At 62.6% G+C, this 24498-nt stretch carries 12 protein-coding genes and 2 pseudogenes; 5 read left to right on the top strand and 9 right to left on the bottom strand.

All coding sequences use genetic code 11. The features are described from left to right. Window positions 1–35: 35 nt before the first annotated feature. The 3 genes from C6A87_RS04485 to C6A87_RS04475 form a co-directional block, all read right to left on the bottom strand. Window positions 36–656 (bottom strand): hypothetical protein, encoded by a 621-nt coding sequence (locus tag C6A87_RS04485; RefSeq protein WP_311116168.1) that lies wholly within the window; start codon window positions 654–656, stop codon window positions 36–38. Window positions 657–1219: 563 nt separating this feature from the next. Then, complete coding sequence (locus C6A87_RS04480; RefSeq protein ID WP_311116167.1) at window positions 1220–1798, bottom strand: DUF3320 domain-containing protein; 579 nt, start codon at window positions 1796–1798, stop codon at window positions 1220–1222. Window positions 1799–1824: 26 nt separating this feature from the next. Then, a complete protein-coding gene (locus tag C6A87_RS04475) occupies window positions 1825–7542 on the bottom strand; it encodes a DUF4011 domain-containing protein (RefSeq protein WP_311116166.1) in 5718 nt (1905 codons plus the stop codon). A 299-nt stretch (window positions 7543–7841) separates the two neighbouring features. Here C6A87_RS04475 and C6A87_RS04470 point away from each other — a divergent pair, with 299 nt between their 5' ends. After that, window positions 7842–8462 (top strand): hypothetical protein, encoded by a 621-nt coding sequence (locus tag C6A87_RS04470; protein WP_311116165.1) that lies wholly within the window; start codon window positions 7842–7844, stop codon window positions 8460–8462. A 640-nt stretch (window positions 8463–9102) separates the two neighbouring features. Here the strand turns inward: C6A87_RS04470 and C6A87_RS04465 are convergent. The 3 genes from C6A87_RS04465 to C6A87_RS04455 form a co-directional block, all read right to left on the bottom strand. Continuing rightward, window positions 9103–9519: a hypothetical protein gene (locus C6A87_RS04465; protein WP_311116164.1), complete on the bottom strand. Its 417-nt coding sequence runs from the start codon at window positions 9517–9519 to the stop codon at window positions 9103–9105. A gap of 480 nt (window positions 9520–9999) precedes the next feature. Continuing rightward, entirely contained in the window at window positions 10000–11706 is a 1707-nt protein-coding gene (locus tag C6A87_RS04460) for an AAA family ATPase (protein WP_311116163.1), read from the bottom strand. Between the two features lie 35 nt (window positions 11707–11741). After that, the gene (locus C6A87_RS04455) at window positions 11742–12347 is read right to left on the bottom strand and encodes a hypothetical protein (protein WP_311116162.1); all 606 of its coding nucleotides are present in this window, start codon (window positions 12345–12347) and stop codon (window positions 11742–11744) included. A 253-nt stretch (window positions 12348–12600) separates the two neighbouring features. Here C6A87_RS04455 and C6A87_RS04450 point away from each other — a divergent pair, with 253 nt between their 5' ends. The 4 genes from C6A87_RS04450 to C6A87_RS04435 all read left to right on the top strand — a co-directional run bounded on the left by C6A87_RS04450 (window position 12601) and on the right by C6A87_RS04435 (window position 17908). Further along, window positions 12601–13989: a hypothetical protein gene (locus C6A87_RS04450; RefSeq protein WP_311116161.1), complete on the top strand. Its 1389-nt coding sequence runs from the start codon at window positions 12601–12603 to the stop codon at window positions 13987–13989. A gap of 3 nt (window positions 13990–13992) precedes the next feature. Beyond that, entirely contained in the window at window positions 13993–15798 is a 1806-nt protein-coding gene (locus C6A87_RS04445) for a DEAD/DEAH box helicase (RefSeq protein ID WP_311116160.1), read from the top strand. A gap of 226 nt (window positions 15799–16024) precedes the next feature. After that, on the top strand, window positions 16025–16660 hold the full coding sequence (locus C6A87_RS04440; protein WP_311116159.1) for a protein NO VEIN domain-containing protein: 636 nt from the start codon (window positions 16025–16027) through the stop codon (window positions 16658–16660). A gap of 240 nt (window positions 16661–16900) precedes the next feature. Next, the gene (locus tag C6A87_RS04435; protein ID WP_311116158.1) at window positions 16901–17908 is read left to right on the top strand and encodes a hypothetical protein; all 1008 of its coding nucleotides are present in this window, start codon (window positions 16901–16903) and stop codon (window positions 17906–17908) included. Between the two features lie 132 nt (window positions 17909–18040). Here C6A87_RS04435 and C6A87_RS04430 read toward each other — a convergent pair. The 3 genes and pseudogenes from C6A87_RS04430 to C6A87_RS04420 all read right to left on the bottom strand — a co-directional run. Then, a pseudogene (locus tag C6A87_RS04430) lies at window positions 18041–18476 on the bottom strand (ATP-binding protein); the annotation flags it as partial. 41 nt (window positions 18477–18517) lie between these two features. Further along, window positions 18518–18799, bottom strand: a pseudogene (locus C6A87_RS04425) (IS21 family transposase); the annotation flags it as partial. A 427-nt stretch (window positions 18800–19226) separates the two neighbouring features. Beyond that, complete coding sequence (locus C6A87_RS04420) at window positions 19227–24488, bottom strand: DEAD/DEAH box helicase (RefSeq protein ID WP_311116157.1); 5262 nt, start codon at window positions 24486–24488, stop codon at window positions 19227–19229. Window positions 24489–24498 lie beyond the last annotated feature (10 nt).

Below are 24498 nucleotides of genomic sequence, written 5' to 3'. Positions count from 1 at the left end.
CGCGGCTGAGCGTTCCTCCAGAGGGGTCATGCCCACTAGCGCAGCTGCACCGGCACGGAGACCGGCTCCGACCTTCGCGTCTTCGGAAGCAAGTGCAATAGCGCGCGTTGCGATGTATTCCTGATGTTCCCCCGCCCTAACAGTGCGTGCCGCCAAGAGCGCGGCCTCGCCGGGCATGTATCGCCGGTATCGATGACTGCCAATTGATCGGTGACCTTGAAGCTATCCATTTCGGCTTCGGAGATCGCATCGAGCGCGCGATCTCGAAGGAGATTGAGGTCCTGCGCACCAGAGTTGGCCACACGAGCCATCTCCCGTAAGTGACCCGCTGCTCGATAGATCACGCCGCGGTCGGCATAGGCGGATTCGTGTGCGGCGTCGGCCGCATCACCTTCCCAGGCAGTACCGCCGGGAACCAACATCTGCTGGACATGAGAGTCCGCGCTCGACTCGAGCCTGTTGGCCGCCGCTCGGAAATCTTCAGCCGATGCCGACAGGCCATCAATCGCAAGAACCCAGCCGTCTATTTCCGATCGGCTGGGCATAGCGGGGCGGGCGGCAGTCGCGCCGACGGATGGCATTAGCAACCTAAGGGCGAACGTGGCGCTCAGGCGCTCACGGCACCACAGAGTCGATGTTGGTTGCCGCGAACTCATCAACAGCTGTGTAGTTGGCGCCAGCCTGTTCTAATGATTGCGCGTGACTGCGAAGACGCCCCGCGTACGCGGCGCTGAAAGACTCGATGGCTGCCCCGACTTCTGCGACTCCTGCAGTAGAAGCCTTGTCATCAGTCGGCACAACCCTGCCAACCATTTCGACCTCACCAGCATATTCGCCGAGACTTGCCGATGCGGCGGACAGCCCGTCCCCGCAGACAGATAACGGTTGGCGCATGTCTCCCCCCAAAGAAATTATTGCGAGTCCTTCAAATTCTATCTGCACTCCACACTTGGGCGGTGCGGCAATTCCTGGTCAACGCGGGCTGCCGAATAGGGTTGCGTCCAAAGAAATTGGTGCATGAGCCGGGCCCAACCGTGAGGCCCCGCGCCGCGAACGAGTGGGACTTCGACGTGACCGGCCGGCCAACCAGAGTCGGATCGGGATGACGAAGGCACTTGGGTGAAGAGTTCAGCCCGGACGGGGTGTCACAGGTCTAGGTCACTTCGGTGAAATTGCGACGACAGACGTCCGACCTTCATCGACCTGCTGTCACGCAGCTTTAGTCAGCCACTACGAGCCCAGACGGCGACTCGCGCAACACTCCCCTGGCAAACGCACGCTCCAGCGCGGCGTCGAGCCTTGCGGTCACCGCCGCGGTCATTCGCTTGCCGCCGAACAGCGCCAGCGCCTCGCGCTTCAGTTCCGTCCTGTCCGCGCCACCCGAGTCTTCTGCGACCACGCGCATGGCGTTGCCGATCTCGATGAGGCCGATCTCCTCGATCGGCCTGCTGGCACCAGCATCAGGGCTGCGCACCGCGCGCCACGAAATCGGGTTGACGTCTGCCGGCCAGAAGAAGTCATCTCCTTCGCGCCGATACTCGAGCGGTACGGCACGGAGGATCGCCTGTCGCCGATCATCGTTCACGCGATTCAGCCCAAACGCTGCCGCAATGAGCTTCGCGAGACGCTCCGGCTGGATCGGCGCCTCCGCCTCGATCACATCTTTGGCGATCATCGCCACCTGGGATCTTGCCGACGGCGCCGGCAAGCGGTCCAAGACGCTGATGTCACCGGACACACGGACGGTCCACTCGCGGTACGGCGCGATGTCCAGATGTTGGGCGCGCGCCGCGGGCACCGGCGGGGCCGATGGCGCTGACCTCATCACCGAAAGGGCCGGACCGCCTTCTCGACACGGAGTTCCGTGGGCTGTACCGGCAACGTGAGGGCTGCTTCGCTGGGTAGCTCCTTCGCACGCTGTACCGCCGCGGCCAGGCGCGCGACCGTCTCCTCACGGCTGTGCAACCACTCAGGAAGCCAGACACGCTCCACCGCGGGCCAGTTCATCAGGTTGGACAACACGTCCACCGGCAAGCCGTCGCGGTCGGCGACGGTCTCGCGGCCGAACCATTCCTCACCGTCGAGGAGCACCGCGACCAGTGGCTGGTCGGGGTCGTCAGGATCAGCGATGACGATGTCGACGCGAAACTCGGACAGGCCCACGTCGGTGGATACGGTGAAGCCGGCGTCACGCAACGCGTCCGCGACGTCGTCGCGGTGCCGGTCGATCACCGGTTGGCGTCTGCCGCCTTCCGTGATCACTTCGACCCCTCGAGCAGCCATCTCCAGGTAGGCCTTCAGGTGTTTGGTGCCGATCTGGAAGGTCTCTTCGGCGCGCAGTTCCGACGGATCGAAACTGGCGTACAACACCACTTCCCGCCGGGCACGGGTGACCGCGACGTTCAGCCGCCGCTCGCCACCTGGACGAGACAGCGGGCCGAAGTTCAGCGGCAAGACACCCTTGTCGTTCTTGCTGAACGCCACCGAGAACAGGATCGTGTCGCGCTCGTCACCCTGGACGTTCTCCAGGTTCTTCACGAACAACCCATCGGGTGCGTCGAGCGCTTGCAGCAACCTGTCGTCGCCGGCATCGCGGAGCAGGTTCTCGATCAGGTCACGCTGGGGGGCGTTGAACGTGATCACGCCCAGTGACGGTGCGCCGTCGCCGGATTCGTCGAACCGGCGGCGGACGTCGGCGACGATTGCTTCCGCTTCGACACGGTTGGTCCGCAGTGTCTTTCCGCGGCCGGTGCGCTCGAAGTGGCCGTTGACCCGGACGAAGGAGATGCCGTGGTCACCGTGGGCGGGCAGCGGTGCGGGAAATGACGCCAGGGCACCGCCGTAGTAGTGGAGATTGCTGAAGGCGATGAGCGCTTCGTCCTGGCTGCGGTAGTGCCAGGACAGCCACTGCTGAGGTACCAATCCGTGGACGCACTCGGTGAGGATCGACTCTTCGTCCACGACCACGTCGGGGTCATATTCTTCCTCGTCATCCAGGGCAGCGCTGGTCTCGGCGAAGCTGGTGGGCGGCATCTGCTTGCTGTCACCAACCACCACAACCGATTTCGCCCGACCCATCGCTCCGACGGCATCGGCCACGCGGATCTGGGACGCTTCGTCGAAGACGACGACGTCGAAGAGCTCGCGTCGGGCGGGGAAGAACCGCGCGACGGAGTCGGGACTCATCAACGTGCACGGGAGAATCTGGGTGATCAGTTCTCCGTAGTTTTCCATCAACGCACGAACACTCATGCCGCCACGCTTCTTGTCCAGCTGCCGACGCAATCCGCCGACCTGACCGTTCATCGAGTCGACGTTGAAGCTGCGCTTGCTCAACAGCTTTGCCGGAATCGATCGACGAAGCTCCGAGCGAATCACCGCGGCGCTCGAGGTGAACCGTTCGATCGCCTTGGTGTGTGCTGGCACGTCGAAATCGACCAGGTCGCTGGCGAGGAGTCGTTCCGAGATCGACGCTTGCGCCACACCGCGGTCGAACGCCATGGCCGCGTCGTTGGCATCACTGCGCCCCTGCAGTATTCCTATCCGCGCAGCCGCCATACCCATGCGCCGTAGTGGCTCGAGGTGGTTGATCAGCGCGACCCAGCACTCGATCGAGGCAGAGCTTTCCAGGCGGCGTTCGATTCGTGTCGCCCACCACTTGTCGATGAACGTGCCGTCGCCAACCCACGCACTCTGCTGGGCTGCGGTCGCGCCGGTAAGCTCGACCAATCGCGGCCACGACGTCGCGACCGTCTGCAGCGGTTCGGCAAGGTGCCCCTGCGCGGTGCCGGCGTAGAACGCACGCAGGTCTTGAACATGGGCCTCGGCCGTCGCGGCAGACAGCGTCGAGCCGACGCGTCGCAGCGCGGCGATCGTCTGTTCAAGATGAGCGAGGTCCTGGGGAACCAGCGGACTCCACGGCCGGTCGAACACCGCCACCGGCAGTCCCGAAACCCGGGACCGCACATCGGCAACAAGGGAGTGGGTGGCCGCGACCTTCGCCGTCAGCTCGGACAACGTCTTCAGGTGCACGGTTGAGCCGTCGACTGCCAGCACGTCGGTCATCTGGGACAAGACGGCACGGCGGCGCTTCTTGCGGCCGAAGAAGCCTGATTCGTCGGCTTCGATTGCCGCTTCGTGTATCGCCGGCATGTCGACATCCATCGCGGCGGGCGTCACGGTCGACAACCAGTCCCCCGACGAGGCGGCGATGGCCGCAAGCAACCCCTCGATGGCCGAGAGTTCCGCCTGACCCGCAGGGGCGTGCAGCGCGTCGACAGCAGGCAGTGGGAATCGTGTCTGCGCCGCGAGCTGGACCCACGCCGCAAGCCGCGACGGGTTCCCCGCCCGAGCGATCGCGGCAATGTCCACGCCGCCCTTGTGGATCGCGTTGAGGGCAGTGTCGAACTGTATGGCTACGGCGTAGATCTCAGCAGCGTTCAGGCCGCTGGCGGGCGGCACGTCGATGAACCCCCAGGGGTGACCCGGCCGCGGTCGGGCCGGGTCCGCATACTCCGGCAGCGACCGCAGGCTCGCCCGGAGTCCGTCAAAGGCGTCGGGAGTAATTCCTGCCACCAGTTCCTTGGGGACCTCGAACGGCTCGATCTGCCTGTCCATCGCCAGTTCTCGCGAGCGGGCGCTGTACAGCGACTGCTGAACCGCGTTCCTCTCGTGGAGGCGGCCGGCGTACCGCGCCAGGCTGCGTCGGCTCGATTCCGCAACTTGGAGTTGGGTTCGCAGCAGGTCCTCGTCGTGGCTGATACGGAGTTCCAGCGCCTCCTTGATCTGGGTACGGACCGCTGAGGGGCGGGCCGACTTGTCGTGCAGATCCAGCGACAGCTCGCCGAGACCCACTGCCTCCAAACGCTTCTTCACGACGTCGAGGGCGGCGCGCTTCTCCGCGACGAACAGGACGCGTCGTCCGGAGGCCATCGCGTGGGCCAGGAGGTTTGTGATGGTCTGGGATTTGCCGGTTCCCGGCGGTCCCTCGAGAACAAAGGTCTTGCCCGCGACCGCATCCGCGACGGCGCGGAGCTGCGACGAGTCGGCCGGCACCGGAACCGAGGCACCCAAGTCGTCGAGGGTGACATCCGTCGTGGCCGCCGCGGGATCGACAAACGGCTGCTGTGGCGAATCGATCAGATGCGTTACCAAGCTGTTGTGGGACAGCTCTTTCCAGGATTCGTCGAGATCCTTCCAGAGCGGGAACTTGGCGAACTGAAGAATCGACAGGTGGACGCTGTCTTCGACCCGGAAGTGCAGCCCGGCATCCGCCACAGCTTGCCGCACCGCCGTGAAAGCCGCTCCGAGGTCGATGCCGGAGGCATCTTCGACGGGGTTGGCCAGACCGGGGATCTGCAGATTCAACGCGACGCGGAGTTTCTCCAGAAGACAGAAGTTCGGCGTGGACGTGCCGGCCTCATCGAGACTGAGCACGTAGCGTTCACCGCGATTCTTGGTCGTCATCCTGACTGGCACCAGGACCAGCGGGGAGCGGAGATCGCGGTCGTTGAACCGCCAGTGCAGCATCCCGAACGCAAGGTAGAGGTTGTTGGCGCCAGTCTCCTCCACAATGGTCTTGGCCTTGTTCGCCAGGTAGCGGAGCTTGCTCTGGTAGGCGGCCTCGGTGATGTCGATATAGGCGGCGTTCTTGTCGGCGAGCAGCAGCATCCGCTCCTGCTCGGGAAGGTCGCGTCCGAAGCGGATTCCGCGAGCCTGGTCGACGCTTTTGACCTCGTCAGACGGCGTGAGTGCAATCGGTGCACCGGCGTTGATCGCATCTTCAAGGCGCCCGAGACCCATTGCCGGCACGTCGATTCGGTAGCCTGCCCGATCGGTGTAGTTGATCAGTTTGTTACGTAGGCTGAGGTCCAGCAGCGCGTTCTTCCACTGCGCCACCCGCGCTGGCACGATCTCGCCATCAGTGGTGCGCTGTTGTCCTGTCCGGACGACGTAGGGCTCGATCACCCGACTGCCGGGCTCATATGTCGTGACGACGACGTTGCCGTCCTTGTCGACGTCGCGGCTGGGGAGGGGGAAGATCCGCGCCTCGCGCGCTTGCCGTATATCGGTAATACCGATGAGATCGGTGAGATCGTCGCCGAGGTGTTTGATCCGCGGCGCGCGCAACGCATCGTCGAAGGTCGTGTCTGTGGCGCTCTGCGTGACGAGCGTCGTCTCGATCAATCCGATGTTTCTCAGGTCGACCTGGTTGACGACATCGATGACCTCGGTGGTCGACACTGTGGTCAGCGCAGAGTCATTGCGCCAATATCCCAGGAAAGCGTGTCCTTTGAGGACCCACACTGTGGAGTTGATGCCAGCCTGCTCCAGAATCGCGGCCATGGCCAGGGTGGTATCGAGGCAGGTGCCGAGGCGGCTGTCGAGGACCTCGGCCGGTGTGCGCACCTTCTGCCCCTGGTCGCCCCAGCTTGCCGGCGGCTCCGCGTATCGAATGTCGCGGGCCCGCATCGTGTCGAAGACCGCGCGAGCGATCGCGTCCACCCGGTCAGGGTTGTCGCTCTGGTAACCGTCGATGGCCGAATTGCCAGTCAATGACTGGAGCCGGTCGGATACCTGCGGGAGCACCGCCGCGACCGCCAGCGAGTTGGGCTGCACGTAGGCGGCCAACATCTCCAGGGCGAGCTGCGGCGGTGTGGCCTTCCACTGCTTGGCGGCAAGGATGTTGACGTCCTGCCGGCACTCGGAAAGGACCTGGCCCTCGGCCGAGCGCAGGACGACGCGGATGCTACCCGGGCGCTGTTCATCGACGGCCAGCATCGACGCAGGATCGAGTTGCAGGTCGACGTCGCGGAGCACAGTCGGCTTGTCGGCGGCGAGGTCGAGGTGGAACTCACGGGGTCCCCCATGAGAACCGTCGGCGCTGACGACGTCGACCTCGACGGTCGCGCCGTGGATGTCGCTGCCAGGATTGGTGACAGTGATGTGCTCGATGACCGGGATTCGGCAGTGCGCCATCGCGTAACTCAGATCGCTGACGGCCGAGACCTCGATCGAGGGGGACGAGCCAGTTGCGCTCGTCTGCCGCACGGCTGACCCCGACTTGCTGTGGTCGACCACGGTTTGTGTCTGGGTTCGAGCTAGCTGCACGTCTGCGCCGGATTTCATCGCCGCCACAGAATCCGCTTGCGCGTCGGCGCCCACCGCCCGAAGCAACAACTCGGCCGAGTCCATCGCGCGCAGCGCCTGCGCGGAAGCGAAAGGCTCCTTGCGAGCCCACTGGTCGCGAACCTCCCGCAGCTCGTTCGCATAGATCTCCGCCTGACGAGGCATCTGCCGGGCGAACGGGTAGCCGACGGTGCCGAGTCGCTCCGTCATCGCCCGCAGAATCAGCGAGAGATCGCCGGTGCGGTACTCACCGCCGCGCCGCCCGGCTGCGACGTCGGCGCGACGCACGACTTCCGGCCACTGCGAGCCGTCCGGCACGTGCATTGCCAGCACCCTGGCAACGAAGGGCCCTAACCCGTCGATCAGGATGTCGAGCATGTCCTCGACATGCGTTCGATAGTCAACCTGCTCCATGACCCAACCCTTCGTCCCCACCCGGCTGCGCATACTGCCCGCACCCCTGACGTAATCCTGGCGAAGGCTAGCCGGACCGTCCGACATATTGCTAGGCCATCAAAGCACGGCTTCCGCGATCTCTCTCGGCAGTACTGACGGAAGTGACGATTACCGGAGGTCGGAGCGGCTCTCGGGACGACTCTTCGATGGGCGGCGCAAGCCGCGAACCGCTTTCACGAGCAGGCAGGGACGGTAGCAGTCGCTCATCAGGGGGTATGCGCCTCTAGAATGCCCAACGGGAGCACAGGGGGATGACAATGACCGACGAAATCGACAGGTCGTCGACGCACGAACTGGCAAATACTTCGGACGACTCTCCGTCGATCCTTCAGGACGGCGAGATGGCGGTGTGCGTGCAATCTGAAGGGCTCTTGGTTGCCGGCGACCCCACCGAGGTCGACACGTATGTCGCACGCATTCGCGGTCTGGCCGGCAACGCGGTCGACGTGATCGACGCCGACAAGGCGTCGGTCGGCAAGGCGGTCGGTTTGGCCGCCGGTGCCGGAGCATTCCTCGGCCAGTCCGCGAAGTTCGTCCAGCTGCACCCTGACAGCGTCAAGGCGATACAGAGGGGTCAGCTCATCCCGGGTACCGACGGCTTCTACCGGATGATGACCCGGGGTGCCGACAAGAAGTTCGTCAGCCAGCTTCAATGGAAGCAGGCGAACCTGAACCCGACGCGCATGATGTCGCTGCAGATGGTCGCCGTGCAGTTGGCGCTCAAGACGGCCAGCTATGCGAGCTTGTCGGAGGACGAGAAGGACCTACGAGACGCGCTCATTCGCCTAACGGCGTCCACCGAAGAGTCAGTTCCCGGCAGCGTCGGCTTCCTGGTAAGGCGTTTCCTTGAAAGTCTGGGAGCGACCAGACCAACCTGAAACCGCCTTGTGTCGACTGGGCGAGGTCGCCCCGCACCGGCGAGGAGAAGTTACCGCTCCCGCACTGCGTGGAGGCAGGCAGTCGGACACCTGCGTGGCGGCGCCGCCGCGCGCCCCAGACGCAGGGATCGATGCACTGCTTGAACCTGAACCGCCGCTGCAAGTTCGGCGACCCGTTTGGCGCAGTTGTGCAACGCACGTCCGAGCCTTCAACAGCCATCGTCCCAGGTCGCGCGTCGAAAGGGTTGCAACAGTCGGCCGCGAACAACTATGGACAAACACTTCCAGTTTGAGGCCTGTCAACCGAGATCGCGGACGGCTTCGACCAGGTGCCTGACCTGGGTGACGGAGGGTTGCAGTTCGTAGGGATGCCGGTGCACGGCGCGGCTCAGTCCCTACCAGACACGTTTGGCGCATTCCACCAGCTGTGGGCCCCGAATTGGCTTAAGCGCCACGCGTTTGGACCGAGTCGTCGGAAACCGGATGCCTGTTGCACCCACGACGCGTTCTGTTCGTCCAGCCAGTCTTCGAGCGCAGATCGCGCCAGCAAGGCCGCTATCCGTGGTCCTCCGCGTTCCCAGCCCGGACGCTCCGTCGAGCAGTCGGTCGGCGTGGTCGAGCGAGCAAGCGCGGCCGGTCATCACGTCAGCTTCGCCAGGTCCGCGGTGGCCAGGCGGGCATACCTGACGGCGTCGACATAGTCGTCCACGCCGGCGTGCACTCCTTTGGTCGCCACCGTCATCGTTGCGCGTCGCGCCGAGCCGCCGGACAGCCGCCTGTCGATCGCCGCGTCGCTGGACGGATCCACCACCAAGCCGACGCGCAGACGCGTCGTGGTCGCGACCCACGCCTCCTCGGCGTCCACTCGGGAATGCCCGGCTGCGACATGACGCGCCGAGAAGACGTCCCAGGCAACGACTTCCAGCGCCTCGCGGCACAGCATGGGGACCGCCTTCTTCTCGACGTCCCCCGGGACCGCGGCGTCGATCGCGATGGCGTAGGCGTCATCGAGCAGCAGGTCGGCCCGCTTGTGTTTGTAGTAATTCTGCCGCGTCAAGCCGAGAATGACACAGCAGCGATGCACGGGCGCCCGGTGTCGACGACTCGGTCGATCACCGGATACACCCTTTTGGGTGAGGCTTGTCCTCGCCGAGAAAACTCGCGGCCTGGCGCACGATCGCGAGTTCGGATCCTAATTCTCGGATCCGACGGCGGGCCGCGCGCAGCTCAGTCGATTCACTCGATTGAACCCCGGGTCGTGAGCCGCGGTCGATTGTCGTCCTGCTTGATCCACTTGGACAACATGACGGGATGAATGCCGAGACCATCAGCTGTTCTGGGGCTTATCGGCGGGCACGAGCGCGATCGCACGGGCCCGGAACTCAGCCGGATAGGGGCGGGGCATGGCTGTCAGCCTTTCGTATCAGGCCGTCAGTTAGTAACCGAACCTGGAACTTAAACGTAGGGCAGGTCAATCTGCCACCTAATCCTGCAGCAGACTCTTCCAATGCTCGAAGCCTGACGCGGCGAGGAGGTGCTAGAGCTCCTCCACGTCTAGCAGAGTCGATACCAATTCGAGCGGGAGATCGTCCAACTTTGCACTGCGAGCGATGCTTTCACTCGATAGTGTGCGGTACCCCTCTGCATCCAGCCATCGGTTCAACTCGGAGATTACCCGCTCAGGAGAAACGAGATTCAGCGGTCCGTCTCTTTGCCCCCACCGGTCGTCGAACTCTGCGATAACATCCACTTCAGGCCGCACGTCGCCGAATCGCCGGTCCTGTCTTGACCACCACGCGCTCGCCTCAGTCCTGGCTTGCTCGAATGCTCCGAGCAGGTGGTCGGCCATGGCGTACTCATCGGTTCCGGACGACCGGGCGAGCACTTGCGGAGTCAGCAGGAAGTTCAGCATTTCGCGGGCTGACCAGATGTGTACGTATATGCCGTCGCCGCGCAGCTCGTCGATGATCTGCCTATTGAAGGATTCCGGCCGCAGATCCATGTTTAGCAGCACCGCCAGCTTGGTGGCACCGGTCAGCATGTCCTTAGCAATCCATTTCAAAGGTTCCGCGCTAGCCCAGCTTGAAAATGAGCGAATGGGAACGATCGAGATGTCGGTCTCGGTTGCAACCGACCTCGCGCTCACGGTTCGAGCAACTGCACGGAGAGTGCGGGCAGTCGCGCCTTCGACGGCCAGCACCGTCCGACTGCGCAGTGTCCTCACTAGCGAGAGGTTGTAGTTGCTTCCGAGCGAGTCCGACATCGCTGCGACCATCTTGGCCGCTCCGGTCCGGCGAGCCGCAGTGGTCCTGCGATCGATCCACGCAATCGATTCGGGCAGCGCCTCGGTAATCACCTCGGAGGAGTGACTGGCCATGATGACCTGTGAGTCCAAATCCTCGAGTAGCCGCACTAGGCGCCGTTGAAGATCTGGGTGCAAGTACACCTCGGGCTCGTCGAGCACGATGGTCGACGAGCCACGTGCACGGTGCAGGTGCCAGAGCAGTTGGAGCCATATCTGCATGCCATCACCGGCCCACGCAATTTCCTTCGGGACGCGACTCTGCCGCTCGGTATAGAACAGCGCTAACCTGTTCGCAGCGGCGACGAATTCGATGTCCTGAAGGTCGATTTCGGGTAACCAGGGGCCGATGAAATCCTTGAAGTCATCGAAATTGCCATCCGCCTTCATGATTCGGAGATTGTTCCGGAAGTGCTTGCTCGAAAGCCTGCTACCGACCTTGTCCTTGACGTAGCCGATGCTCTTCAGTTCTTCGATTTGATCGAGCGGCGTGACTACGGGTACGACGAAGATGGGCGTAAATCTGTCAGCGATCGACTTGAATTCCGCTTGTGTACCGGGAACCGATTCGAGCCAAAAAACTCCTTCCGTGCGCCCGTACTCATCCTCTTCGGGCCACAGCATGTGCAGCGATGCACCCGAAGTCCACGTGACGACTACGCTTGCCTCGGACGCCCCGAACTCGTATCGCACGGGGTCTTCGAGTTCATCGGCTGGGGGCGAGGGAATGGGATACGCACGGCGGGAACCTTGGCCGCTTTGCACCCGAATCGACGGGGACCGCCGCCGCGCCAACCGCAGACACTTCTCGGCCAGCGCCAGAGCCTCGATAATCGTGGACTTGCCAGCGCTATTGGGGCCGACCAGAAACGCATGCGGCGTTAAGGTCGCGTGAAAACGCGAGTAACCCCGGAACTTCGACAATTCGATTTGCGCGATCATAGTTGTGTTTACAGTATCGCCATCCGCCGGAGGGTTCAATCAAGCCCAAGCTCTTGCGCGATCTCGCTTCTCGACGCGGCGGGCAGTGTTAGGTAGCGGGCCCAAATCCGTTGCTCTGGTGGCACCGTCCGGTTCCCGGCGGCGATCCAGCTCCGCAGCTGCGCCAGTCCATCAGCGTCGAGCTCGGATATTTCGGCGAGCACCGTCTGCTCGTCGCCCGACCCGGCCGAAGGCCGCTCCCCTGCCCGGCATCGATCGCATAGCGTCCGGAGTCGCACGTCAGGACTGCCCGGCGTCGCGATGCGCTGCACCGCGAGTCGCGCAACCTTCGTCAGGTCGTCCGGGTAGGTCTCCCCGGCGGCAACACCACATATTCGGCAGGCATAGCCGTCGACGGCGAAGACTTTGCGGCGTTCGATGTCGGAGATCGCTCCCTCCTGCCGGGACCGGTAGCCGCGTTCCCAGACATGCCCGCCAATTGTGCGTAGCCGCAGTTCATCGGGATCTAAGGAGCGGTCCTCACGATAGGTCGCAATGATCCAACCTTCCGCGCGGAGGTCGCGCATACGCCGGTCGATCTGTTCGACTGAAGGAAACGCCGCCCGCAGGTCGGACTTAGTGAAGACCCCACCTTCGCCCACCTCCGAGTGGAGCCAGAGGGCAACCCGTGTTCGTGAACCGGCATTTACGTGACGCCAATCGGGAACATTCACCCCGGACGTACCCCCTCTCGGGTATTAGATGCTGCCCCGCGCCCACGGCAACCGGGCTTCAGAGTCTTTGTGGCGAACAAACTCAGTGTGTTGTGCTTTACTCAGGCCACTGACGAATTGTGCTGTACGAGGGGTGAAAGTGCCAGAGGCAGACGTTAAACGACCGGCCAATTACCGTCACGTGCGTGAGGTGGTGGACTCGCGGCTCAAGTCTGCCAAGAACGGGGACGGCATCCTCGAGACGGTCAACGTTGAGTGGCGCAATCAGCAGAAGGCCATCCCGGTCATCACGATGCCGACAAGTTTGCTCAGCTACAACCCCCTGACTCACCGAATTCGGGCGCAGCGCACGTTGGACCCTGCGCGAAATTCTGAACTAGAACGTGACCCCTACGGCGACAGCGCACAACGCTATTTACACGCACTGCTAGCTGGCGACCCCATGGACCCGTCAAAGGAAGACCCGACGTTTGCGGCGCTCAAGCAAGACCTGAAAGACCACGGGCAGACCGATCCTGGCATCATCACCGAAGACGGGGTGCTGATCAACGGAAATACCCGTTGCGCCGCGCTGCGGGATCTCAACGAGGAGCACATTCGCGTAGGAGTGCTCCCGCCGGACGCGGGGCTCGACGACCTGCAGTCGATCGAACTATCACTGCAGCTTCGAAAAGACCTCAAGCGCGATTACTCGTTCATGAACTTTCTGCTGGCAATTGACGAGCGCAGGGCCGCCGGTCGCCCAGCTGCGGAGATTCAGAAGGACTTCCGAATCAAGGCCACCACGTTCGAGCGGTCGGTTTGGATTCTGAATTTCATCGAAGACGTCATCGAACGGAGCAGGGTCAAAACCGCTGGAGGGGAGGAAGCTTCGTTGCACCTGATCGACTTCGAAGGCGACCAGGGCAAGCTCGAAGAGCTGTACCGGACCTATAAATCCCGGAAGATCAAAGCCGCTGATGAAGCCGAGGCGCTGCGCGAGCAGCGGCTGTTGGCACTGATATTGGACAAGTCCAAGACTGATTTGCGATTGATCGATCATGACTTCGCCGACCTTTACCTGAAGAACATCGTGCCGCAAGATCCGCCGAGTTCCGAACCTAAGCGGACGATCCCGGGCACCAGCATTCCGGCACCGGCGCCGAGCGCGAAGGTCCAGGTTCTGCGCGAGTTTACGACCAAGGTGCTGCGAGCTAAGGCAATAGAGAAGGCCGGCGCTACCGTCACGCCCAACGAACTCGCCGAGGCAGGCGAATCACTAGCCTCGACCCGTGCGGCAGTCAATGAAGCCTTGGACAAGGCGGGGAAGACCGGCCGCGTCGTCAAGAAACGTTTCGGTCCCGGCGAACGATTGTCCGATGCCAACGATAACCTGCAGCTGTGTATCGAGGCCGTCGCAGGAGCGCGCGCGACCGCGAACTTCCGCGCGGAAGACCTGGACGACGAGCTCGCCGCCCTTAGAACCAACCTGCTCAAGCTCTCGCAGTTGGTCTCCAGGGGAGCCGATTCAGATACCGACGGCGTGAACTGGCTCGTTCAAGTTGCTCGCCTGCCGCATGCAGGCTCGTAGCCAATGCTGGAACTTCGGCTCGCCGTGCGTTCCAGCATGGTCGAGGTCTCCGCGAACGCCGACCTAGCTTCGGTGTTGGCTGCACTACGAACTCGCTTCCCGAATAGCAGCAGTACCTCGAACCTGAGCTTCGAGGTTAATCTTGACGACTTCCTAAGCAACATCGTCGAACTGGCGACGTGGCCGGTTTGGGACGAGGACATTCGCTGGCAACCGGAGCTCTTGGCGATCGTCGAGACCAACGCAGGCGACAGCACCGTCGCCGAGGGCCACCTGGCCAACCCGTCCAGCATCTCACCGCCGCTGGAGACCGCAGCACTCGGAACGGACTGGGATGCACCCCTGACCGGGTTCCAGCAGCGCGATGTCGGGAAGCTTCTGGGATTGGCGCATGGCGCAAATTTCAGTGTGCCCGGCGCGGGAAAGACGCGCGCGGCGTTAGCTGTGTTTCAAGCCCGCCGAAAAGCCGGACAGGTGCGGCGCATGCTCGTCGTGTCCCCAAAGTCTGCATTCGAGAGCTGGCAATTTGAGGTGGAAGAATGCCTCGCCGACGGTTTTGACATCGCGATCATGTCGGGACCCGTCCCGCCGCCAGGCGCAATCCTGCTCGTCAACTACGAGCGCCTTCCCGATGCCGTCTCCGCCCTGCAGCGGTGGGTTCAGGCGGAACCCACGCTAATGGTGCTCGACGAGGCTCATCGTATGAAACTCGGTGGCCTAGGAGCTTGGGGCTCGGCATGTCTGGCGCTGGGTCCATACGCCGCGAGCCGACTCATCCTCACCGGCACCCCGGCGCCCAACGGCGTCACCGACCTCGCGAACCTCCTATCGTTCGTTTGGCCCGGTCAGGGTCGCCGGGCAGTGCTAAACGCGGTCGAGGGGAACGACCTGCGCACGGCCAGCAAATTGCTTAGCCCGTTGTTCGTTCGGACAACCAAGCACGAGCTCGACTTGCCACCTGTGACTAGAGTTGTGCGCCGGGTGACTCTGCCCTTCTACCACCGAGAGCTCTACGACGCGCTGCTCGGTCAGGCGTCGGGACGCCTCTCTGGAGAGACCACCCGGATGGAAACGCTTGGGCGTGTGCTGATGTACCTCCTCATGGCAGCGACGAGTCCTGCTCTGTTATCGGTGGGCGCATCGAGGTACGAGCCACTGCCCTACCGAGTACCCCCATTACAGCCCGCGATCGGATCAACCATGGAAGCGCTGATGCGCGACCTGCCTCATCACGAGCTTTCGCCGAAGTACGCGGAGGTCGCGCAAATTGTCCGTGACAATGCAAATAAGGGTCGCAAGACGCTCGTCTGGTCCACTTTCGTCCGCAACCTCACTTCGCTCGGCGTCGTCCTCGGTGATTTCAACCCGGCATTAATACACGGCGGCACCGAGGACCGTGAAGCCGAGCTGCGGAAGTTCCGAAAGGACGAAGGATGCTTCGTCTTACTCTCCAATCCGGCGACCCTGGGTGAGGGCGTCAGCCTGCACCACGACTGTCATGACGCCGTCTACGTGGACCGCGACTTCGCGGCCGGCAGATTCATGCAAAGCCTCGACAGAATCCACCGGCTCGGCCTCGCCCCCGATGTCGAGACGCGCATCACCGTGCTGGTCGCAGACGCGACGATTGACGAAGTCATCGAGCAGAGACTTGCCGCGAAGCTCGCCTTCATGGGCGGGATACTGGATGACCCAGCGGTGCTGGCGCTCACGGACCTTGATGAAGAACCAGCCGTAGCCGGAGGCATGAGTGCCGCGGACGCCCAAGCGGTTGCCGAATACGTGATGAATCCGCATGGTCCCAGCTGATGGCGTGTTGCGCGCCGCAAAGCGCTGGCTCAGCCTACTGTCCAGCGGCGATTCGGTAAGGCATGCCTGGGCCGTGGTCCGCAGCAGTCCCCGCCTCGGCGACATCTCGGTTACCCAGTACGCGTCCGCGCTCGACTGGCTTACCGAACACGGGCTCGTGGAAGATAACCACCTCATACGATCCGCCGACGGACGTACGGTGCCACCGTCGACGCTATTCGCTCACATGATCGACTCGCTGGCCCCACCGTGGTTAGCCGACGCGGACATCCTCGTCGGCAGCGCCGATGACCTACCGTTCGACGCCGACGTGCTTGCCCAGACCTTCGGCCTGGACGCCGATACCGCCTTGGCAGCGATCTTGACCGTTCAGCGCAAAGTCGACCTAGAGGCGCGCAACCGTATTGGGCTGGCCGGAGAGTTGGCGTTGATCCAAAAACTCGAGGCTCGGTGGCCCGGATCGACGATCCACGTTTCGCAGTACGACGACAGTGCCGGGTACGACGTGCAGTTCACCTCGACGGCCCGGCGGTGGAACCTCGAAGTCAAGACGACGGTCCGACGCGGGCGCCTGACGATCCATCTGACCCGCAACGAGTATCGCGTGAGTCAAACTGACAACAGCTGGGCCCTAATTCTCGTCGGACTCGATCACGCCGACAATCTGGCCGCGCTAGCCACCCTTCGTGCGGACGCCCTAAGCGAGAGGGTGCCACGGGACAATAGTCCGCGCGGTCGCTGGGATTCTGCGGCGATCGATCTGGGCCCGAGTGATCTCATCCGAGGTCTTGCACTGGACACCGCCGTCGACGACTTGCTGTCTGAGGACAGCGCATCACCTAAATTTGCTTGGCTACCCTAATGTCTGGGGTTTGTCACGATGTCCGGGGTATGTGGCGACACCGGGCGCCGGACCGAAACTAGCGGCCGGCCAGGAACACATGTCAGCCAGTCGATTGATAACGCACCGCTGCGGGCAAGAAGCCGACGCGGCTAGCTGATCGTTGTTCCGTCTCCGAAGCGCGAACAGGCGGAACTTATCGAACGTGGATCGGTCGGCGGATGTTCAGCGCCGCAACCAGCCACCCTGCATGATGGGGTAATGAGCGCACAGCTGCCAGACGGCGATTTGGACACCTGGGCCGCCACGTTCGACGATCGCCAGCCGGTCTACGCGAGGCTCCGCAGCGAGGTCGACAGCGCCATGCAGGAGGCTCTTGACGGACAAGGACTCAAGATCCACTACTACACGAGCCGACTTAAGGAACGGCGCAGCTTCCTGGAGAAGGTGACCCGAAAGGGATACGCCGACCCATTTCGCGACATGCACGATTTCGTGGCGGCTCGGGTGGTGTGCTTGTTCCTGGACGACTTGGCAATCGTGGACGGACTCATCCGCAAGACTTTTTTAGTCGTTAGCCACGAGGACAAGACCAACAGCTCATCGACCGAAGTATTTGGCTATCGTGCTGTGCACTACGACTGCCAAATTTTACCCAATCAGCGCGGCAGAATCTACGAGCCAATCAAGGCGATCACCTTCGAGATTCAGGTGCGCACGATTCTGCAGGACGCGTGGGCGAGCGTCGAGCACTATCTCGGATACAAGGGTAGTAACAGCGTTCCCATCGAATCCAAGCGCGACTTCGGTGCCCTAGTCGGACTCTTCCACCTGGCCGACAAGACGTTCCAGCAGATTAAGCACGCATCGGCTCAACTTGACAGAGATGCTGAAGTCGCGGTGAAGGAGGTAGCCGAACATGGGTCGCAGGAGGGATCGGTCGGCAATGTCTCCGACGTCGCGATCAATAGGAGCACGCTTAAAGCGTTTCTGCGCCAGACATTCCCAGACCGCAGGCCCAGTGACGATGCAACCTATTCGGACTTCGTCGAAGAGTTGACAAAATCAGATGTCAGCGGCATCAACGACCTTAGACGGCTGCTGTCACGAGGGAAGCGTGTCGCGGAGCAGGCTGAAGCCAACGACCCGCCGCCAAGCATCGACGGCGAGCCCTCCCAGTACACCGACGTAGGGCTCGCCCGAATCGCTATGGACGTCGCCTTCCCGGGGTTCAAAGAGGCGAGATTTCGCATCGTCCGAACGGAATAGGCCATCCGGCGGCGAGGCTATTCGGTACGAATCCTCGGCCTGTACGCCATGAGTCGGAACTGTGAAGTTGAGCGGTTGTTCAACCCTAACCCTGCTGGATTGTTCCCCACGCACTTCTTATGCAACCAACCCGGCGGTGACGTAGCGGACCTTGTGTCCGGCGTGGATCGCTGCGGTCCCGAACCCGAAGGGTGTGGGACTTGCCGGTGCCGGCGCGTCCGATGCTGGCCAGGTTCTGTTGAGCCCGAGTCCATTCCAGACTCGAGAGGTAGCCAAAGGTCTTCGGTGGGATCGAGGAGGCGGCCACGTCGAAGCTGTCGAACGTTTTGGGGACGGGAAACGCCGCGGCTCTGAGCGCGGTTGACGATGCTGGAGACATCTCGTGCTGCCAACTCGGTTTCGAGGAGGGTCCGCAGGACCTCTTCGGGCGTCCAGCGTTGGGTCTTGGCGGTAACGAGTACTTCGGGTGCGGTGCGCCGCACGGCAGCGAGTTTCAACCGCCGCAAACCGCATCGAGATCGGTGGCAAGTGGTGAATCTGACGGTGGTGCAACGGGTTCAGAGCCCATGATGGGTTGGGCCTTGGCGATGGGATCACCTCGCCGTCGGCGTCGGCTGGTGTGATCTTGTAGGCGGCCAGAGATCGGGTTGGTGCCACCGGTAGATCCAGGATCAGCGCATCGCCGACGGGGCGGGGCTGCGGCGCTCCGGTGTCGGCGGCCAGGATGGAGCGCACATCGGCGGCGCGGAACCTCCGGAACGCCACCGCCGGGTGCACGGCGGCGACCAACGCCGCCTCGCCGTGGGCCGCGCCCAGGGCGAGCAGGATCACCAACTCCGACCCGAGCCGGGTGTTGCCGATCGCCGTAGCACAGACCAGGAACGCCTCCGCGTCGGCGCGCGGCCGAACGGTTCCTGGCGTCGGTAACCACTGTCTGTCGTTGGGTGGGCCGTTACCTCAGCTAGCGGGCCGCAGCCGGTCGGGGCCGGCAGCAGCAACGTCGGTGCACGCCCTGCGCGCCCAGGATCTCATACACTGTCAGACCCGCTTGCGACTAACCGCTATGCCGCAGCCGTGATGCAACTCCGCTTCCCAGCGCACGCTGTAGGTTTGGCACGAGCCGACGTGGATCGCAGCGATGGTGTCGACCAGTGCAGCGTCGGCGCGGTCATGGGTCGCTTCGACCGCCCTTCATATATCCCGACGCGTCAATCTTCAAGATCATATTATGACTACCTGAAAGACCATATCTAGTATGCATTTCGTACAATTAGCGCAAGAGCACGGTCGCTATCGCGCCGATTAACCGTCTCCATCTTCACTGAAGATATTTCAGAATCGCGATGGGATTGCGGCGAAACTCCCGCAGATCGTGAGTAAAAACCTGTGCGTACCGCTGTCGTGCTGCTTCCACCGCGGAGCTCTGCAACTTGCTGAAGAAGTGCTCTTCGGACCTCCAGAGGGGATGGCGGAGGACGACACACTTGTCCTGGCGAACGATCGCGGGAACACCATCGAACTCAATCCGCGAAGAACCATTGAGAGCTGCCGCTGCAGCGTCCATCCATTCGCCACTCGCCGGGAGAGACCGAAATACGGTGAGTGGATCCCCAACCACCAGCTCGAGTATGTCGAGCGCAAGACGCCAGTCAAGAAGCGCATGCCGCTGCGCGTTGTTGTACGAACGCAGACAGTCTGGGCAGGACGTGTCGCAGTTCTCCCCATGCTCCTTCTGCTCCCACGCCGACCGCAGCTCATTCAAAGCGCTCTTCAGCATGGTGGTGAACAGCTCCGGGCGACCAAGCTCGACGGCGTACCCCGCTCCGTTCTCGGCGGTGTCTGCCAGGAATACCGCTCCTCCCACCTGCGTATCCTGCTGAGTGCCGTCCTCAAGGTAAATCGGCAGACGCAACGGGAGGACACCAGCAGTGATCTCGAGGGGGTCGAGGTCTAGGCACGCCTGTGCGGCCCGCTTTAGCACCTCTGAAAAGGAGGCGTAGGCGGCGCGACCTGACGGGACGTCATACAGCGCGACGGAGCCGGTCCCGATCTCCAGCCGCGTGGGGGTGATGAGGAGTGCGTCTGTCACGCGCACCTCACCGATTGTCTTCATAGGGATGGCGCCGGGCGGCGCTGTGTCGGCCAGGACGGTGTTGTCTACTTGTGGCCGGAACACATAGCCGCGGCCAAAGTTGTCATTGATTGAGATGAGCTGGCTCTGGGAGTAGAGCTCCAGCCTGAGGTTCATCGCATCGCCTGTACTTGTCGGTATTCCGGCGGGGACCAGGCTTGGCGGCGACACGCTGCTCAGCACCTCTTGGTCGTCATCGAAAGCTCGCGGTTGATAGTTCGTACGGAAACCCCGTGGCTCATACAATTCGATGCGATGTTCGGGACTGCCGCAGACCGAGCAGATCAAGTCCGAAGTGAGTTCCATCCTCTCGCAGTTCTCGCAGCGGCCAACTGTCTTAGGAACGCCCAGGGGGTCCATGGCGCGGACGGTATTGCCCATCGGCTTGTAAGCCGCGAAGCCCGCCACCGTGTGGACCAGTCCGTCCTTCACCACCTCAGCTGTCGGCGCAAAACTTCGAACAGCCAGTTCGAGTGACCGATCGCTAATTGCATAGTCCTGCATGCCCGATCTGCTCGTGATCGAACGTCCCCAGAGGGTTCTCACGCGTGTCGGGAATCCGAACATCGGTACAACACCGTATCTGGCCAGCGCCGCGCTCAGCTCTGTGTCCGTCGAGTCCTTCTCTTTCTCGACAACCAAATCGACCTGAGCCACCAGCTGCTGTCGAACACCTTCTTTGAGAGCCACAACTTCCTCCCGGGGCAATGGAGTGTGTGCGGTGAGCCGATCCGCGATGGCATCGACCTGACCGGCAGCCAGAAGCCATCCCGCAATTTCAGCACGGTAGTCAGCCCACTCGTTGGTCTGCCCGAACGTCCCATGATTGCTGTTTGGCGTCCACTTGGGTCCAGGCCTCAACGATGCGAAGGCTTCGTAGAGACATTCGCTCGCAACAACACGTTCAACGATGCGCCTGCGGCCCAGGTCCAGAAACGGTTGAGGAGGAATATCTCCTGTAATCCGCTCCGGGCGATTGAAGTAGTACTCGTCGTGAGTTCGGTCGCGGCAGATCGTCACCGCGTAACTTAGGGCCTGGCCTGCACGTCCCGCGCGGCCGACACGTTGTTGATAGTTGAACCGCTGGGGCGGCATGTTGGCCATCAGTGTGGATCGCAGCGACCCAATGTCGACGCCCACCTCCATCGTGGTCGTGACGGACAGAACATCGAGCTCGTGCGTCAACTCGTTCTCAGCCGGCGTAAAGGCGCCCTTGAACCATCGCTGGCGGTCACGTTGCACACCAAGCGGTTTGGTCTGCCCTGTGAGCTCGGCAATTGTCAGTCGGCGCGGCTCTTGGTTTGCCAGCCAGGCGTAGTAATCGGCCTCATCTGTCGCCGGCATGACGGTCAAGTCCGTCGCATGACACTGCCGATTCGCGCACACCCCCAGACTCTCGTGGAGGTGAGCGAAGTTGCACCGGTTACATCGCCAGACTCGGCCTTCAGCTGGCTGAAACACTAAAGATGTGTCCACCGCAGTGGTGCGCAACAGCCAGCCGGCGACCGCGCGCCGCAACGCCTCACCGTTCATCATCGCATTCACCTGTTGCTGCAAATCACCTAAGTCGATTCCATTTCGGGCGGCGACTGTTTCGACGAATCGGCGAATCGCCGACGGCGTCACCGCCGTCTCCTGCACGCCTGGACGGCTGCTGCCTTCCGTCCTGCCCATCAATCCAAGGATTCGCAGAATGCTGCCCACGAGTTGATACTGGGCGTCTTCATTCAAGGGGCCGTCGACCGGTTCCCATCCGTCGACATGCAACAGCGCGATACCTACAGACTCCAAGTCACGGCGCGCTCTGTCGAACGTGGCATCGATAACGGAGTCGCGGAGAGCGGACTTCAGTTTGGCCTGCCCTTGAACAAGCGGCGGTGACGCCCATAGCCCCGGCCGCGGCGGCTCGAATGCCCGGTACCACGGCGTTTGCGCATTCGGGGAGTCCTCCAGCCACTGGTTGTCAGGATCGGGGCCGCCAGGATTCGCACCAAGCGAAATGAGGACGTCGGAGATTTTCTGGCACATATCGACAAAACCGACCGATCTGACGCTGCCGAGCTTCGCCAAAGCCTCCTCCAGCGCGGCATTGTCGGCATCATCGAGGGGCATGCCGTTCTTCTGTTTGAACCGCGCCATGGCCGCCTGCCCAAACCCCTTCTCGGCAGCGCCACCCGACGCATCGAAAACAAGCGCGTCAAGTTTGTCGTAAACATCTGGGCCAGCGGCGATCTCGCGGCGAAGTACCTGTCTTACCAGGTCACGGTGATGATTCCTTGCTACTCCTGCAGCTGTCCGTGCCGCGTCATCGCGGCTGTCGGTGAAGACAATGGTCTTCGCATCGGCAACTCGCCCGGATCCGGACCTTCCCTCGGCCAGGGATCGGATCAGTTGCGACAGATACAACTGAGTGGCGGCCGCGGCACCCGAGGTATGTGCGCGGATCGTCGAGGACACCTGGCCGGCGCGGAACGCACCCCTACGCATTGGGTTTCTGGGCGCGTAGCCACAGGCGGGGCAGCGATCAGGCAGACCCGGGATCTGGTCCTCGGCATTCGCGCCCTTGAAAACCAGAGTCACCCCAGATGGGTTTGGCCCGTTAACCGTTGCCATTCCCAGCGCGGGGTTCCAGTTCGTGGGGGCGAACGCTAGCTCGATCTTGTCCTTGGTCCACGTGGCGAGTTCGGTGGGGATCCCGGGCCGATACCAGACAAAGTCTGCTGCGGGTCGGAGAAAGACAGGCTTACCGCCCTGCGATTCATTGACGGCGGTCGGTGACAGTAACACCTCGCTTCCCATACGAGCCACCACGAAGCCGCCGAGGCTCACGTCGCCGCATTCGTAGCAGTAGAGGAGCTCCAAAACGCGTGAGCCGCAGTCCGTGCAGGAGGTGAGGGGGGTGCTGTAGATACGGCCCACTCCACGATGTGGTCCGCGCTGCGCGACACCTTTGCACTGGGGATTGCTGCACGCCCAAACTCCGCGAGGGACGCGGACGAACGCGTGCGCCCTCAGCGCGATCACCGATTCTGTAGATGCCGAAGTGTCGGCGGTAGCTAGCTGCTCAAGCAAAGTCTCGACGAGGGCGTCTGCCTCAGGATTTTCGGGGAACAAGCGACGCGCGACGACGTCGGCCGCGGTGGCTCGGAGACGATCCTCCTCCGGATCGTGACAAGATTGCGCCACAGCGTGGGACAGATGGGCCGCCGAGATCGTTCCGGAGCGAAGTTCATCCGGGTCGATGCGCTTTGGCGGATCGAGCGCTATCTGCTTGCCGGGCTGGATCGTGAAACTGTCCCCAGCAAGTCCGAAGAACTCTTCCAAGTACTTCCGCCCGCCTGCAGAATCCGTGAGCGACGCTGATGTCGCGATGACCCGCAATTGGGGATTGTCCGGTGTCAGTCCCAGCCGTCGCAGTAGCGCTCTTAGAATCATCGCAACTTCGCTGCCTTGCGTACCGCGGTACAAGTGGAGCTCGTCCACCACGAGCGTGAAGACACGTCGGTCATCACAACGGAGCCAGCTGGCGGTCTGTTCGAACATCGGAGTCTCGATGTGGCGCATCATCATCGTGTTCAGCATCGAGTAGTTCGTGACCAGCACGTCGGGCGCATGGCTGACCATGTCCCACCGGGTGAGCATCTCCCCCGACCGAGGATCGGGGAACTGACTGAGATCGACATTCTGGCCGCGGTCACGGGCCACGATGAGCTCGTCGTACTGTCGGCGATACCCGCGCAGGTCGGCGGCGGCTTCAGCCACCGCCGTTCGAGAACGGGCCGCTGTTCCCATCGTGTTGCCGGTGTATCGCCCAAACCAGATCGGGCGGCGCGGATCTTTGTCTCTCATTGCGCGAACAGCGCGGCGAAGTCGAGTCATCTGGTCCTCTACCAGCGCGTTGGTCGGGTAGAGAATCAATCCCCGCATGCCCGATGGCCGCGTTTCTCCGCCCCTCAAAGGTGTCCAATCGTCTTGCCTCTCCCACCACCAATCGGCCTCAGGCTGCGGATCCCAAGCCCGCGCTTCAGCCGCAATCCTTAGCAGCAGCGGAAGCAAGAAAGACTCCGTCTTGCCCGAACCTGTGCCAGATGTGACGACGACATTGCGTCCTTCAGATCTGCCGTCCCGGAAGTGATGCAAGACGGACTGGGCTTGATGCTCACGCAGCACCAGCTCCTCAGGAGGGACAGCGGGGAACAATGCGGCGCCGACCGCCGACGTGACCTCGGCGGGCAACCCGGCCTTCTGGCCAATATCTATCAACTTCGCAGAGCTTGCGTAGGGAACAATTGGCTCAATCATCAAGCGGCCCAGCAGAGCACCTGGCTGCTCTAGCAGGCGGCGCCGCTCCTCCATCACTGACTCGTCGTTGAGCCAGAACGCGGTGTCGAAGTACCGGAGATATGCGTCCCGAAGCTCTCTGGCAAGTGCGATCGGTGTCGTGCTCATATGTGTTCAT

The sequence above is a fragment of the Mycobacterium sp. ITM-2016-00317 genome (genome assembly GCF_002968295.1).
Taxonomy (GTDB): Bacteria; Actinomycetota; Actinomycetes; order Mycobacteriales; family Mycobacteriaceae; genus Mycobacterium.
Note: the sequence above shows the minus strand (reverse complement) of the source record. Positions and strands in the feature narration are given on the sequence as shown.

Coding starts and splice junctions, on each gene's coding strand:
- C6A87_RS04485 (WP_311116168.1), bottom strand. CDS start 656: ATGAGTTCGCGGCAACCAACATCGACTCTGTGGTGCCGTGAGCGCCTG.
- C6A87_RS04475 (WP_311116166.1), bottom strand. CDS start 7,542: ATGGAGCAGGTTGACTATCGAACGCATGTCGAGGACATGCTCGACATC.
- C6A87_RS04470 (WP_311116165.1), top strand. CDS start 7,842: ATGACCGACGAAATCGACAGGTCGTCGACGCACGAACTGGCAAATACT.
- C6A87_RS04460 (WP_311116163.1), bottom strand. CDS start 11,706: ATGATCGCGCAAATCGAATTGTCGAAGTTCCGGGGTTACTCGCGTTTT.
- C6A87_RS04445 (WP_311116160.1), top strand. CDS start 13,993: ATGCTGGAACTTCGGCTCGCCGTGCGTTCCAGCATGGTCGAGGTCTCC.
- C6A87_RS04440 (WP_311116159.1), top strand. CDS start 16,025: ATGATCGACTCGCTGGCCCCACCGTGGTTAGCCGACGCGGACATCCTC.
- C6A87_RS04435 (WP_311116158.1), top strand. CDS start 16,901: ATGAGCGCACAGCTGCCAGACGGCGATTTGGACACCTGGGCCGCCACG.
- C6A87_RS04420 (WP_311116157.1), bottom strand. CDS start 24,488: ATGAGCACGACACCGATCGCACTTGCCAGAGAGCTTCGGGACGCATAT.